Origin of the sequence: Microseira wollei NIES-4236, assembly GCF_020521235.1 — a bacterium.
GTDB classification, from domain to species: domain Bacteria; phylum Cyanobacteriota; class Cyanobacteriia; order Cyanobacteriales; family Aerosakkonemataceae; genus Microseira; species Microseira wollei.
This window is the reverse complement of record NZ_BLAY01000018.1, coordinates 22,103-36,706: the sequence shown is the minus strand read 5'-3', so window position 1 is coordinate 36,706 and position 14,604 is coordinate 22,103. Positions and strand designations below refer to the sequence as shown.

The following is a 14,604-nucleotide window of genomic DNA, read 5'->3' as shown; positions in this document are numbered from 1 at the left end:
CAACGATTTTTCAGAGAAACCCGGTTTCTTTCCACCTACAACACTGACTAACGAGGAGGATTGAATTGGTAAACTTTACACCCACAGAATTAGAGCGTTACCACCGCCAAATAATGCTTCCAGGTTTTGGTGAAGAAGCACAGCGGAAACTCCGCCAAGCGACTGTTTTAGTCACGGGTGTAGGGGGATTAGGCGGTACGGCGGCGCTATATTTGGCGGTGGCGGGAGTTGGGCGGCTGATTTTAGTCAGGGGTGGCGATTTGCGCCTGGATGACATGAATCGGCAAATTTTGATGACGGATGATTGGGTGGGAAAACCCAGAGTTTTAAAGGCAAAGGAAACGCTTTCTGCAATTAATCCCGATGTGGAAATAGAGGCTATTCCTGAATATGTCACCGCATCAAATGTTGATTCTTTAGTGTTGCAGGCAGATATCGCTCTTGACTGCGCTCATAACTTTGAGGAGAGAGATTTATTGAATGCTGCTTGCGTGCGTTGGCGCAAACCAATGGTAGAAGCAGCGATGAACGGAATGGAGGCTTACCTAACAACTATTATCCCCGGTGAGACTCCCTGTTTATCTTGTTTATTCCCAGAAAAACCGGAGTGGGATCGACGCGCTTTCGGAGTGTTAGGAGCAGTTTCTGGAACGCTGGCAACTTTAACAGCTTTAGAGGCAATTAAGGTAATTACTGGTTTAGGAAAGCCTTTATTGTCCCAACTGTTAACAATGGATTTGGGAACGCTGGAATTTGCCAAACGTCGCCCTTATCACGACCCGCATTGTCCTGTTTGTGGAAATCAGTAATGGCTAATGGCTAATGGCTAATGGCTAATGGCTCATGGCTAATGGCTAATGGCTAATAGTAAAAGTTTAGCAGCCATCCAGCTCACAAAATTGCATTCAGCAATTAGCAATTAGCAATTAGCAATTAGCCATTAGCAATCACCAATCACCAATCACCAAATTTAGGAGGATTCATGACTGTTAAGTTAACTGAAGTTGCAGCATTTCGTATTCGCACCTTCCTGCGCGGCAGTAGCAATCAAGATGGAACGCAAAAGGGTGTAAGACTGGCAGTAGCTGATGGGGGTTGCAGCGGTTACGAATACAAAATGGAAATAACTAGCACTCCAAAACCTGATGATTTGGTGGTTGAAAATGAAGATAAAGTGCTGTTTTTTATTGACCGCGAAAGCGCACCCTTAATCGAAGGCATGGTAATCGATTTTGTGGATGGGTTAGTCGAGTCAGGATTTAAGTTTACCAACCCGAATGCAACTGATACCTGTGGCTGTGGCAAGTCCTTTAAAGTAGGAGATTGCACGCCCGCAGGTGTGCCTTGCAGTTAGTTAAGGACAACTGACGGGGCGGTTTGATAACAATAGATGGTTGGTAAAATCCGCCCCTACACAAGTGACTGTTTTTGTAAAAGAACACGTAATTTTGTTGGAGGATACAACAATGACTACAACTTACAAAGTGCGCCTGCAAAATAAAAAGCGTAATCTCGATGTTGTAATTGATGTTCCTGAAGATACTTATATCTTTGATGCTGCTGAGGAAGCAGATATCGATTTACCATCGTCTTGTCGTTCGGGTTCTTGTTCCAGCTGCGTCGGTAAAGTTGTTGAAGGGGAAATCGATCAATCCGATCAAAATTTCCTGGATGAGGAGCAAATGGCTAAGGGATTTGCTCTGCTTTGCGTTACTTATCCTCGCTCTGATGTGACGATTCGCACTCACCAAGAAGCTTATCTTGTATAAAGCATTCACTGTTCCAATTTTTTGATTTAAATGGCTGGTCTTATATCCCTATAGGAGTCGTAGCTTGATAAACTGCTACAGCTTCTAGTAGGGATTTTTTTATTTTAATTATTAGATTGCTTGCCAAAATAACGACTAAATTCCTGACTACGAACGCAATAATTATTAACTAAAATATATGGTAAATTAAAAATAGTGTCCTATGATACAGGAAAAGGTTTCATAATGATGATTAGCGAAGAACAGCTAGCAAAAGAATTCACGCAAGTCGTCGATCGCATTTACCCGCGAGTCGGAAGGCAGCTGCACCGATGTTATGTTAAGGTTGTCGAGTTTTACGTCAAACGACTTGGCAGACGCCTTCACTACATTGTTGTTTATAGCCCTAGCTACCTATGCCCTGCTTTACAAGTACAGCGAGGGATACTCAGAGAAGTAGCAGAAAACATGGGACTAATGGATGTAGTTATTGTCAATGCTACGCATCTGTTACGCGACCCCATGTCGAAGATTAAGCAGGAAGATTCCCGCTTTTGGTTGGAGTTACACTGGATCGCAACTCAGGAAGATTAAGCGGGTTATTCAATTTAGATTGCGTCCTATCCGGTTGCATAAGAGGGGCGGGTTTATTTACCCATTGCGCTTCTGGCAAATATCTCTCGTAAAACCCGCCCCTACAACACCATTCATTATGCACAACTTGGCGCGCCTGACATGATATAACTTACTTCAGGGGCTGATTACATGTTTTTTTTACTTATATACAAAAATAAACATAAATAACTAATCGTCAAAACAGTTGCAAATTTCTAGCAAAACTGTATCTTAATAGACAGGTTAAGTTGAGATTATCTTTCATAATTAAACCAAGAGTTTACTGTTGGTCAGGAGTGGCAATAGTTGCCGAAAAGGAGCGTTCTAAATGTTAACTCAAGGTTTTACGGTTTGTCTTTCCTCGCTAGAGTTACTCAATCCTGGAGAGCAAGGGATTGTGACTCGCTTTAGCAATACGGACGAAACAACTATTAAGAAACTTACTGCCATGGGAATTAAACCCGGAATGGCGATAATTTTAGAGATGCGATTCGCCCAAAGGGCGATCCGCTTCGCCCAATCGCACACCTTCATCATCACAGATGGACATCGCCGCTGGGAACTCGACCAAGCAATGGCGCGTGCGATTTGCGTCCGTCTTACCCATACTAAATAACCAGAGTGTAGTTTCAGCTATTGCTAAAAAACTACACTCGAAACAAAGCGTTATTAATCGACTGCAACCATCACGTCAGATGACTTGATGACTGCGAAAACCTCTGCGCCTTCTGCAATTCCCATTTGATCTGCTGAAGCTTTAGTGATGATGCTAACGACTTCAACTCCGGGCGCAATTTCTATGGTGACTTCAGTATTGACAGAACCGGGCGTCACTTTCTTGACTGTACCTTTGAGGGCATTACGAGCGCTAATTTTCATACCTACTCCTCATCATGCAAAATTTCTATCTGAGTAATCGTAGCAGGTTTTACTCTATTAGCCAAAACCTATAAAAATTTGTAGCTTTAATTACATTTCGACGGCAATCATCACATCAGAAGACTTAATCACCACGCAAACTTCCTTTTGAGGACTGACTGCGAACCGCTGCACTGAAGATTTTGTAATCACCGCTACAATTTCCACAAAAGGCGCAATCTCCACAATAACTTCTGCATTGATATCTCCCAGCACCACCTGTTTCACCTTACCCCAGAGCGTGTTTCGGGCGCTGATGCTTAGAAGGTGATGGTTTAATACCCCAGGTGCGGGTTTTGTTTCACCCGCATCGGGAAGTTGCTCGGATGCTTCCTCCCACTGGTGATTCTTTAATATTTCGGGTGTGGGTTTTGTTTCACCCGCATCAGGAAGTTGCTCGGATGCTTCCTCCCACTGCCGATCCAAATTGCGAATTAGCTCCCGCAGTACCTCGGTTTTTGAGCGTTGAGACTTTTGGCAATACTGTTCTAAAATCATTTGTTCCTCTGGGGAGGACTGAAATGTAATCCATCCTTGACTTTTTCTCGGCATAGCTATTTACCAACTAAGTTGGTATGGTACTCTAATTTGGTTGGTAACATCATACCAACCAGGGCGGGGTCAGTAGCGATATGCCGACCGCACGCGCAAGGGACGCACGCACAAAGTTTAACTATTTTTTGTGACTAAAATGACAAAAAAACGCCTTCTTGCTTTTTTAGGCTGGATATTTACTGCTTTGATTTTAGCAATCGGCATCAAGTTAATAACTCCATCGCCTGTAGCGGCACAAACTAACCCGACTGTGCTGGTATCTGCTGCTGCCAGTTTAAAAGAAACCCTGGAAGAAATTGCACCCGTTTATCGACAAGCAAAACCAAATGTGACGATTCGATATAACTTCGGCGCGTCGGGTGCTTTGCAGCAACAAATTGAAAACGGCGCACCCGCAGATATTTTTATTTCGGCTGCTAATAAGCAAATGGATGCATTGCAGCAAAAGAATCTGTTACTACAAGGTACGCGGCGCAATTTGCTAACGAACCGCGTTGTTTTGATTGTGCCGAAAAATTCGACGGGAATCGCCAATTTTCGCGGCTTAACGGCGGCTAACGTCAGGAGAATTGCGATTGGCGAACCCCGAACCGTACCCGCCGGACAATATGCTGAAGAAATCTTGAGGAATTTGGGGATTTTAGAACAAGTCAGACCAAAATTTGTACTAGGTAATAGCGTCCGTAATGTTCTAGCTGCGGTGGAAAGCGGCAATGCAGATGCAGGTGTTGTATACGCTACAGATGCCAGATTATCAGATCGGGTAAGAGTGGTGGAAACAGCAGCTCAAAACTTACATTCTCCCGTTGTTTATCCGATGGCGGTGCTGAGTGCGAGTCGAAATGCGGCGGCAGCGAGAGAATACGCGCAATTTTTGGCAAGCGATCGCCGCGCTAGCAGCATCTTTGAAAAATACGGATTTGGTATGGCGAGTTAGAGGTGCAAATATTTATGAAAGGTCAGGATTGGCTAGTAACAGATGACGGAAAATGTCAACCCTGCGAATCGGTTAGACCCTGGGAATTAATCCGGGATAATTATCGATTTTACCGCTTTCTAACCGAGGTGGAAGATGTCTTGAATCAGTTGATAGCTAACGAAGAAGATATCCTGAATCAAGCAATCGATGAAACCATTTGCTTACCAGCAATTCGCAAGTTAGTCCGCCAGCTAGTCTTGAATTCTTACTGGGTGCAAACTCAATATCTAAAACCTGACCCCGAAACCGGAGTTTCGGTGATGATTTTATACGATGAAATCGGTTATCCTTTAACGGTGCAAACGGTAACCTTGTCGCCAGGAAGCGTATCTCCAATTCACAATCACGGCACTTGGGGAGTCGTGGCGGTGATGAAAGGACAGGAAAAAAATACTTTTTGGCGGCGCACGAATCATCCGGATTTTCCGGCTAAAATTGACCGAGTGGGAGAAAAGATTTTAAAAGAAGGAGATATTATTAGTTTCACTCCCGATGCGATTCACAGTATTGAAGCAGTTGGAGATGAACCGACGATTACTTTTAATATTTATGGCGAGGCAAGTATGTCAAAGCGATTTGAGTTCGATTTGCTTAAGGCGACGGCGAAGAATTATTAATCCGGATTTTTGACGCGGATGCAGGGATTGGTGTCCAGAAATAAGTCCAAAAATAAATTTCTGCCTGTAGGGAGACGGCATTTTACAATTGGATTGCAAGCGACTGAAGAAAAGCCTTAAGGCTTCGTTTGTGTAGCGGCACCCTTAAGGGTGCCGCTACACAAACCTTCGGTGTACCTCATGCCCCTGCTTTACCTCTATAGATGGGTGATTCCAAATTGCAGGAATTAGTAAAATCTGATAAGCTTGGTGCGAAGAGGATAACTATGAATAATTGAAGTAAAGTTATGCAAATACCTCAAGATTTTTCCCCATTATGGATTTCTTTAAAAACGGCTTCTCTAGCTACCTTGATGACTTTCTTTTTGGGGATAGCCGCCGCTTATTGGATGTGGGGATATCGAGGTAAAGCGAAATCTTTAATAGAAGGAATTTTTGTCGCTCCCTTGATTTTACCGCCCACGGTTGTGGGTTTTTTATTGCTTTTGTTGTTTGGGAAAAATGGCCCTTTTGGAAAACTATTGCTGGAACTAAATATCAATATTGTTTTTACTTGGTATGCGGCTGTAATTACGGCTACAGTTGTCGCTTTTCCTTTGATGTATCGCACTGCATTGGGAGCTTTTGAACAAATTGATGGCAATCTTTTGCGAGCGGCGAAAACTTTAGGTGCTACTGACGGAACGGTTTTTTGGCGGATTAGTTTGCCTTTAGCTTTACCGGGTCTTGTGGCGGGAAGCATTCTCGCTTTTTGTCGTGCTTTGGGTGAATTTGGCGCGACGTTAATGTTAGCGGGGAATATTCCCGGAGAAACTCAGACTCTCCCGATGGCGATTTATTTCGCAGTAGAAGGGGGGGCGGTGCATGAAGCTTGGATATGGGTGTTACTAATTGTAGGAATTACTCTTTCTGCAATTACTGCGGTTAATTTTTGGGTAGACAAGAAAGCAGGGAGGGAGGGGAGCAGAGGAGCAGGGGAGCAGAGGAGCAGGGGAGCAGAGGAAAAGAATCAATTACCAATTACCAATTACCAATTACCAATTACCAATTCTGGACTATTTGTAGATATTGAAAAGCAACTGAATGATTTTAAGTTAAATGTGGCTTTTAGTAGTAGCGATCTCCCGCTAGGACTACTGGGCGCATCTGGATCGGGGAAAAGCACGATTCTGCGCTGCATCGCGGGGATTGAAACGCCGGATAAAGGGCGAATAGTGTTAAATGGGCGGGTGTTGTTTGATTCTGAAGCAGGGATTAATTTACCGCCTAGATCTCGCCGCGTTGGTTTCTTGTTTCAGAATTATGCTTTGTTCCCCCATCTAACCGTGGCGCAAAATATCGCCTTTGGTTTACCCAAGGGGACTTCTAAGAATGCGATTAAGCAGCAGGTAGAAGCGCAACTGGCGAAGGTACAATTGCAGGGGTTTAGCGATCGCTACCCGCATCAACTCTCTGGCGGAGAACAACAGCGGGTAGCTTTGGCGCGTACTTTAGCTAGCGAACCGGAAGTTTTATTGTTAGATGAACCCTTTTCCGCACTCGATACTTATTTGCGGAGTCAATTGGAGATGCAATTGATTTCTGTATTAGATAATTATCCCGGCGTGACGTTGTTTGTGACGCACAATTTAGAGGAAGCGTATCGGGTGTGCGAGAACTTGTTGGTGGTGGATAACGGGGTGGCGATCGCATCCGACGCGAAACAAAACATTTTCGAGCATCCTCACACATTCCGCGTCGCACAATTGACCGGATGCAAAAACTTTTCTCGCGCTAAAGTTACCCCATCTGGGCGTGTAGAAGCAATTGATTGGGACTGCGACTTGCAGGTTGTTGAACCAATTCCAGAAGCGCTTTCCTACATTGGTATTCGCGCCCACCAATTAATTTTTACCAACTCTCCAATCAGGGAAAACACCTTTCCCTGTTGGTTGGTTCAAACAAGCGAAACCCAGCACCGCATCACTTTATATCTGAAGTTGAATTCTTTACCCAAAAGTCCCCAAGATTACCACCTGCAAGCCGAAGTTTTTAAAGAAAAATGGGAGATTTTAAAAGAACGTGAGTTTCCTTGGTTAATTCAACTTCATCCGTTAAAGTTGTTTTTGATGTCCGATTCCAGACCAATTCATTCCGTTTGTATTCAGGACTTTAGTTCTGCTGTTGTCAATGACGACTGAAGTCCTCACTACAAACTTATCAAAACTTATGCAGGACGATCCTAGAAACCGGGTTCCTGTGTATATCTTTGATTTCCAAAGCAAAGATTTTTCAGAGAAACCCGGTTTCTTTGCGTCAGTCATACTTATGATAGGAGCGTGCTAAAAACTATGACAAAAACAACCACTAATTCCCGCTCTTCAGCCCTAAAATTTGTCATCTTTCTAGGAATTGTCAGCCTTTGCGCCGATATGACCTACGAAGGCGCGCGAAGCATCACGGGGGCTTATTTAGGGGTTTTGGGCGCTAGCGGGGCTGTCGTGGGGCTGGTAGCAGGCTTGGGTGAGTTAATTGGGTATGGGTTGCGTATAGTTATCGGTTATCTGAGCGACAAAACTGGCAAATATTGGGCAATTACCACATTAGGTTATTTCATAAATACCGCCGTCGTACCGCTTTTAGCATTAGCAGGAAGGTGGGAAATTGCCGCCGGATTGATGATAGCAGAACGCACGGGAAAAGCGATTCGCACCCCTCCCCGCGATGTATTGCTTTCCCATGCAGCAATCAGAGTAGGACGGGGTTTTGGTTTTGGACTGCACGAAGCGTTGGATCAACTTGGTGCAACAATGGGGCCATTAGCTGTAGCAGCAATGCTATTTTTCCAACAAGGATATCGGGGGGGTTTTGCGATTTTGGCAATCCCGGCGATAGTTGGTTTAATAGTACTTGTGGTGCTGTCGCGAGTTTATCCCAATCCCCATGAATTTGAAACCACCAAGATTGAATTAAAAGGGGAAGGACTCCCTCCCATCTATTGGATTTATTTAGGTGCGGTAGCATTAATTGCAGCGGGTTATGCAGATTTTCCCTTGATTGCTTTTCACTTGCAAAAAAGTGCAGTTATTCCTGAAACTCAGATTCCTTTACTGTATGCTTTGGCGATGGGAGTCGATGCGATCGCCGCCCTAATCTGCGGCAAAATGTTTGACACAAAAGGCATATCTGTGCTAGCGATCGCTGCCCTAATTTCTGCTTTATTTGCCCCTTTAGTCTTCTTAGGCAACTTGCCGATGGCTGTACTAGGAATGACCTTATGGGGTATCGGAATGGGAGCGCAAGAATCTATCATGAAAGCAGCAGTAGCGGGAATGGTGCCGATGGATAGAAGAGGTTCTGCTTTTGCCATTTTTAATACGGGTTACGGCGTCGCTTGGTTTTTAGGCAGTGCTGTAATGGGACTTTTTTACGATGTTGAAATTAACTTTGTCATCGTCTTTTCCATCGCGATGCAACTCGCTGCAATTCCCGTGCTGTTGTTGGTTAGCAAAAGAGTTGCTAATGACTAATCGCTAATGGTAAAAATATAATCGGGACTTACGCAAAGTTTCTATATGTAGGGTACTCTCTGCCAGCAGAGTCCGGCACCATCCTATATGTAGGGTGCTCTCTTCGATAGCGCAACGCACCATCCACTGCGTAAGTCCTGACAATTAGCAATTAGCCATTAGCACTTACTTTCTTCTATGATTTCAAAACATTCTTGCTTGTTCAATTTAGGGTTAGCTATTTTATTATTGGTTTCTGGATGCGATCGCCCAACCAAAATCGCCACCTACAAAGACCTTGAATATAGCAGCTATGAAACTAAACAAGGAAAACAAAAACTTCTTTTAGATTTGTTTGTACCTGAGGAAAAGTCATCTCAACCCTTGCCCGTTCTGATTTATATACACGGGGGCGGGTGGGTGGCAGGAAGTAAGGATTTATGTCTAAAAAACATTCAAAAACGGCAAGGAATGCAGAAATTTATGGGGCGAGGATATGCCTTAGCTTGTATTAACTATAGATTCAGCGATCGCGCACTTTTTCCCGCTCAAATCCAAGACGTTAAAACCGCCGTTCGCTGGTTAAAACAAAATGCCGATCGATATAATTTAAACCAGGATAAAATTGGAGCTTGGGGTGAATCTGCCGGGGGTCATTTGAGTGCTTTATTAGCAACCTCAGCGGGGGTCAAAGAACTGGAAGGAAATCCCAAAAATCCCCAATTTTCTAGCCGAATCCAAGCCGTTGTTAACTTCTATGGGCCAACAGATTTTACCAAAGTTCCCCCCGCTTTTGAGCAACCTTATACACCTGCTCTTGAAAAATACAAACAACGACCTTGGTATCATTATACAAAGGTGACAAATCGATTGCTAGGCGGCGCGGTATCCAAAAAGCTTAAATTAGCAACCTTGGCTAACCCTATTACTCATATTGATACCCAAGATCCGCCCTTTTTAATTGCTCATGGTGCCTTAGATGATATTGTCCCCTTAAGTCAAAGTGAGTTATTAGTGAAAGCTTTGCAAGCGAAAGGTGTTGAGGTTACTTTTATTCAAGAACCAAAACGAGGCCATTATTTTGGTGGAGATAAAGGCGAATATTTTGCCCCCAAATATATCGATATGATGCTGAAATTTTTTGATACTCATTTGAAAGATCGTCGATAAAGCGCTCAACTCTTATGGATGGATGCAGTATTCCCTGTTTGAGTGCGAACAGAAGCCAACTCAGTATGCTAAATTAAAGGCACGCCTGAGCAAACTGATTAAACCCGATGAAGACAGCATCCATTTCTATTTTATCTGCGCCTGCTGTCAAGGTAAGGTCTACACCGCCACCTTCCAACACCACCCCGGATATGCGTTTCTATTTCTCTGCGCCTGCTGTCAAGGTAAGGTTGAGCGCATCGGCGGCGAGCAACTTCTGGATACGACGGTGTTTTTTGCCTAAAAGCCGAGGATCGGTAGGTGTAGGAAACGGGGAATTAAATTTTTTGTCTGAAACTCCCACCCGGCAAAGCTTTGACTTCCCTCGCTGCCAAAAACGAGCCTCGGAATTCTCCAAATGCTTGACTGGCTTGGGTTTTAGCGATACTATTATTAGGTGAGCTTCGCCAGCCAAACCCTGAAATGGTACTTCAACTAGCGATCCTCGGAACTGAACCTCGAAAGCTAAATACAGTAAGCTTTTCAGCGCTAAACAGTTGCAACTAATCAAAATCCCTATTAGGGATTGAAACACAACAAGGTGCCATAAAACTAGAGAAGATGCGCGTTGCAACTAATCAAAATCCCTATTAGGGATTGAAACGCTCATGCGCATAAGCGACCATGGAAGCAATTCCTGGTTGCAACTAATCAAAATCCCTATTAGGGATTGAAACTCTTTTGTGATGTTCGGCGCCTGGGGTTTCTGCGTCTGTTGCAACTAATCAAAATCCCTATTAGGGATTGAAACACTGGAGGTTCCCTTCCAACACCGCTGGCTGTTGGGGTTGCAACTAATCAAAATCCCTATTAGGGATTGAAACCCTCTTCCAGGGCTGCTTGCTTAACCGCGGCTAATGTTGCAACTAATCAAAATCCCTATTAGGGATTGAAACTTTACGCAGGAAAACCTGCCAGTGTCAAACGCATAGTTGCAACTAATCAAAATCCCTATTAGGGATTGAAACAGCCTTCCTTCCACTACCACCCTGTCCCCCAGGAGTTGCAACTAATCAAAATCCCTATTAGGGATTGAAACGTTAGTCCACTGGCGTCCAGGAGTGTTGCCTCTTTCGTTGCAACTAATCAAAATCCCTATTAGGGATTGAAACCATCCTGAAAAGCGCGCTCCTTAACTTTTTGTGCGTTGCAACTAATCAAAATCCCTATTAGGGATTGAAACTCTCTACTTCAGCTACAACCGCACCTGTAGAGTTGCAACTAATCAAAATCCCTATTAGGGATTGAAACTCCCCTGGACAAGAGCATCTCTTACCTGCCGAAATGTTGCAACTAATCAAAATCCCTATTAGGGATTGAAACCCGCAGGTTCTACATATTCACCTCAATCTCACTGGTTGCAACTAATCAAAATCCCTATTAGGGATTGAAACCTGCAAAGTCTAGGAGCATTGAAGACGGCTATTCACGTTGCAACTAATCAAAATCCCTATTAGGGATTGAAACAGGGTTTTTTGTGGAGTGGAGGGATTCGTCGAACGTTGCAACTAATCAAAATCCCTATTAGGGATTGAAACTTGTCGTACATACAAACTACCTGGTTGACGATAGAGTTGCAACTAATCAAAATCCCTATTAGGGATTGAAACGTTCAAACAAACAAACAACAGTGAGGCTGTATGGGTTGCAACTAATCAAAATCCCTATTAGGGATTGAAACTTCGTTCGATGGGTATTCGCCATTGTATCCGGAGACTTTTGTTGCAACTAATCAAAATCCCTATTAGGGATTGAAACATCTAAATTCCTTCAACGATTAATCCGGACATTTGGGTTGCAACTAATCAAAATCCCTATTAGGGATTGAAACGAGATTCCACCCCTCCTGGCTTACTGGCAGGTAAGTTGCAACTAATCAAAATCCCTATTAGGGATTGAAACGTAAGCTTCTTTCCTTTGCAGGGATTCGGCCTCAAAGTTGCAACTAATCAAAATCCCTATTAGGGATTGAAACTTAAATAGTGTTTACAGAAAGCTGAACTCACTTGGTTGCAACTAATCAAAATCCCTATTAGGGATTGAAACTTTGGGCAAATGGCACAGAGCGTTTGCTCTGCGATGTTGCAACTAATCAAAATCCCTATTAGGGATTGAAACTTTTTATAGGTCGACACAGCTGTTGGAGCTACAAGTTGCAACTAATCAAAATCCCTATTAGGGATTGAAACATTATAAAAGAGTAAGGGAAATAAAGCCCGAACACAAACAGTTGCAACTAATCAAAATCCCTATTAGGGATTGAAACCATGTTCGCCTGACGTGTTCAATCTGCATCGGATGTTGCAACTAATCAAAATCCCTATTAGGGATTGAAACCGCAGACTTCTTCGGCTAATTGGCGCAGTGTTGGGAGGGTTGCAACTAATCAAAATCCCTATTAGGGATTGAAACCTTCCACAAATATCCACTAAAGCCGCATCACAAATGTTGCAACTAATCAAAATCCCTATTAGGGATTGAAACCAAGCGGAATTAAAGGAGCGTACCATTCCTGGCATGTTGCAACTAATTCAAATCCCTATTAGGGATTGAAACTTCATGCTCGGCAACTGACCGGGGAAGATTGCGTAAATCGTTGCAACTAATTCAAATCCCTATTAGGGATTGAAACGTTTCGCCGCACAGGGCGTCCGATGATAACGGCTCTGGTTGCAACTAATTCAAATCCCTATTAGGGATTGAAACGTCATAGTCCATTTCCAGTCCTTTTTCTGTTGCACGGTTGCAACTAATTCAAATCCCTATTAGGGATTGAAACTGACGTCGAAAGATTCTTTCTCTATTGCTGGAGGGTTGCAACTAATTCAAATCCCTATTAGGGATTGAAACCATAAATAAAAACACCTGTGCGTGTTGCATAAGCATCGTTGCAACTAATTCAAATCCCTATTAGGGATTGAAACGCAACCCGATAGCAACGCCTTACATAGGATTGTAACCTAGTTGCAACTAATTCAAATCCCTATTAGGGATTGAAACGCCTATCTTGGTAGCAACCTGAAAAAAAAGCTCATTGTTGCAACTAATTCAAATCCCTATTAGGGATTGAAACTTGGAGGACACGAGAACCGCAACAGAAGCTGGGAATCAAGTTGCAACTAATTCAAATCCCTATTAGGGATTGAAACTGAAAGCATACTGGAGATGTCCAGGGGCGAGGAGCAGGGTTGCAACTAATTCAAATCCCTATTAGGGATTGAAACGGTTGCTCTCCAAAGCACTGACCCAGGAAGGGTTTCGAGTTGCAACTAATTCAAATCCCTATTAGGGATTGAAACGGGAATAACGAGCGCCAAATATATAAGGGCGAAAAATGTTGCAACTAATTCAAATCCCTATTAGGGATTGAAACTTGCTTAATCCTTTATGTAGGTACACCCATTTGCGTTGCAACTAATTCAAATCCCTATTAGGGATTGAAACATCAATCACGGCTACCTAAACACCGGCGGAAATCCGTTGCAACTAATTCAAATCCCTATTAGGGATTGAAACGCGAAGCTAGCTGCCCCAGGAGGAAGGCAGCGAGGTTGCGTTGCAACTAATTCAAATCCCTATTAGGGATTGAAACATTTGTGACAGACAGCGCATCTCTATTCCCAATTGTTGCAACTAATTCAAATCCCTATTAGGGATTGAAACCCCTTGAACAAGGTTGCTACCGACGAGTTAACGAGTGTTGCAACTAATTCAAATCCCTATTAGGGATTGAAACTTGCCGTCAACACCACGGCGTTTGACGCTCCCACGTTGGGTTGCAACTAATTCAAATCCCTATTAGGGATTGAAACAAAGTCGGGAGACGCAAGAAATTTGTCCCCAGCAGTTGCAACTAATTCAAATCCCTATTAGGGATTGAAACTTATTCGCAGATTCTGTTGCGACTCTCGTATCTTGTTGCAACTAATTCAAATCCCTATTAGGGATTGAAACAATAGATAAGCCTAACCTATCGCTATGCTGTCTGTGTTGCAACTAATTCAAATCCCTATTAGGGATTGAAACTACACATATGGAAACCTCCAGGGGTGGGGAGGCTTCGTTGCAACTAATTCAAATCCCTATTAGGGATTGAAACTCAATGGGTGGCGCAGTGGCAGGGGCGGCTCCGAGTTGCAACTAATTCAAATCCCTATTAGGGATTGAAACTTTCCAGTCGCTTCGCGTTCTGATGGGACGTTTTGGTTGCAACTAATTCAAATCCCTATTAGGGATTGAAACCAGAGATTGTCACCATTGTCACTATTGTCACCGTCTGTTGCAACTAATTCAAATCCCTATTAGGGATTGAAACCTAACTCGTTCATCTGACTAACGTAGCCGCGGAGGGTTGCAACTAATTCAAATCCCTATTAGGGATTGAAACTACACATATGGAAACCTCCAGGGGTGGGGAGGCTTCGTTGCAACTAATTCAAATCCCTATTAGGGATTGAAACTCAATGGGTGGCGCA

The 14,604-nt window shown here is 43.5% G+C and carries 13 protein-coding genes and 1 CRISPR repeat array (1 of these 14 running past the window's edge); of the genes, 11 read left to right on the top strand and 2 right to left on the bottom strand.

Annotated features, from left to right (window positions below):
* The first annotated feature begins 65 nt into the window (after positions 1-65).
* The 5 genes from MiSe_RS07980 (at position 66) to MiSe_RS07960 (ending at position 2,979) form a co-directional block, all read left to right on the top strand.
* Positions 66-809, top strand: a complete 744-nt coding sequence (locus MiSe_RS07980) for a HesA/MoeB/ThiF family protein (protein ID WP_226577150.1) — start codon at positions 66-68, stop codon at positions 807-809.
* 173 nt (positions 810-982) lie between these two features.
* Positions 983-1,354: a HesB/IscA family protein gene (locus MiSe_RS07975; protein WP_226577149.1), complete on the top strand. Its 372-nt coding sequence runs from the start codon at positions 983-985 to the stop codon at positions 1,352-1,354.
* Positions 1,355-1,466: 112 nt separating this feature from the next.
* Positions 1,467-1,769 carry a 2Fe-2S iron-sulfur cluster-binding protein gene (locus tag MiSe_RS07970; RefSeq protein ID WP_226577147.1) on the top strand — a complete coding sequence of 101 codons (303 nt, stop codon included), beginning with the start codon at positions 1,467-1,469 and terminating at the stop codon, positions 1,767-1,769.
* A gap of 225 nt (positions 1,770-1,994) precedes the next feature.
* Positions 1,995-2,342 carry a hypothetical protein gene (locus MiSe_RS07965; protein WP_226577145.1) on the top strand — a complete coding sequence of 116 codons (348 nt, stop codon included), beginning with the start codon at positions 1,995-1,997 and terminating at the stop codon, positions 2,340-2,342.
* 349 nt (positions 2,343-2,691) lie between these two features.
* Entirely contained in the window at positions 2,692-2,979 is a 288-nt protein-coding gene (locus MiSe_RS07960) for a FeoA family protein (RefSeq protein WP_226577143.1), read from the top strand.
* Between the two features lie 53 nt (positions 2,980-3,032).
* Here the strand turns inward: MiSe_RS07960 and MiSe_RS07955 are convergent, their stop codons facing one another.
* Together MiSe_RS07955 and MiSe_RS07950 are read right to left on the bottom strand one after the other, a co-directional pair.
* Positions 3,033-3,242 (bottom strand): TOBE domain-containing protein, encoded by a 210-nt coding sequence (locus MiSe_RS07955; RefSeq protein ID WP_226577141.1) that lies wholly within the window; start codon positions 3,240-3,242, stop codon positions 3,033-3,035.
* Between the two features lie 90 nt (positions 3,243-3,332).
* Positions 3,333-3,833, bottom strand: coding sequence for a TOBE domain-containing protein (locus MiSe_RS07950; protein ID WP_226577140.1), 501 nt, complete (start codon positions 3,831-3,833; stop codon positions 3,333-3,335).
* Positions 3,834-3,972: 139 nt separating this feature from the next.
* Here MiSe_RS07950 and modA point away from each other — a divergent pair, with 139 nt between their 5' ends.
* The 6 genes from modA to cas2 all read left to right on the top strand — a co-directional run bounded on the left by modA (position 3,973) and on the right by cas2 (position 10,373).
* A complete protein-coding gene (gene modA / locus MiSe_RS07945) occupies positions 3,973-4,773 on the top strand; it encodes a molybdate ABC transporter substrate-binding protein (RefSeq protein WP_226577138.1) in 801 nt (266 codons plus the stop codon).
* A gap of 14 nt (positions 4,774-4,787) precedes the next feature.
* Entirely contained in the window at positions 4,788-5,432 is a 645-nt protein-coding gene (locus MiSe_RS07940) for a cysteine dioxygenase family protein (RefSeq protein ID WP_226577136.1), read from the top strand.
* A gap of 293 nt (positions 5,433-5,725) precedes the next feature.
* Positions 5,726-7,612, top strand: a complete 1,887-nt coding sequence (gene modB / locus MiSe_RS07935; RefSeq protein WP_444980471.1) for a molybdate ABC transporter permease subunit — start codon at positions 5,726-5,728, stop codon at positions 7,610-7,612.
* A gap of 150 nt (positions 7,613-7,762) precedes the next feature.
* Entirely contained in the window at positions 7,763-8,941 is a 1,179-nt protein-coding gene (locus tag MiSe_RS07930) for an MFS transporter (protein ID WP_226577132.1), read from the top strand.
* Positions 8,942-9,118: 177 nt separating this feature from the next.
* A complete protein-coding gene (locus tag MiSe_RS07925) occupies positions 9,119-10,090 on the top strand; it encodes an alpha/beta hydrolase (RefSeq protein ID WP_226577130.1) in 972 nt (323 codons plus the stop codon).
* A complete protein-coding gene (gene cas2, locus MiSe_RS07920) occupies positions 10,080-10,373 on the top strand; it encodes a CRISPR-associated endonuclease Cas2 (RefSeq protein WP_226577246.1) in 294 nt (97 codons plus the stop codon). Before MiSe_RS07925 ends, cas2 begins: the two co-directional genes overlap by 11 nt.
* Positions 10,374-10,625: 252 nt before the next feature.
* Positions 10,626-14,604: direct repeats of the CRISPR family, unit length 37 nt; unit sequence GTTGCAACTAATTCAAATCCCTATTAGGGATTGAAAC; it runs 2,296 nt beyond the window's last position.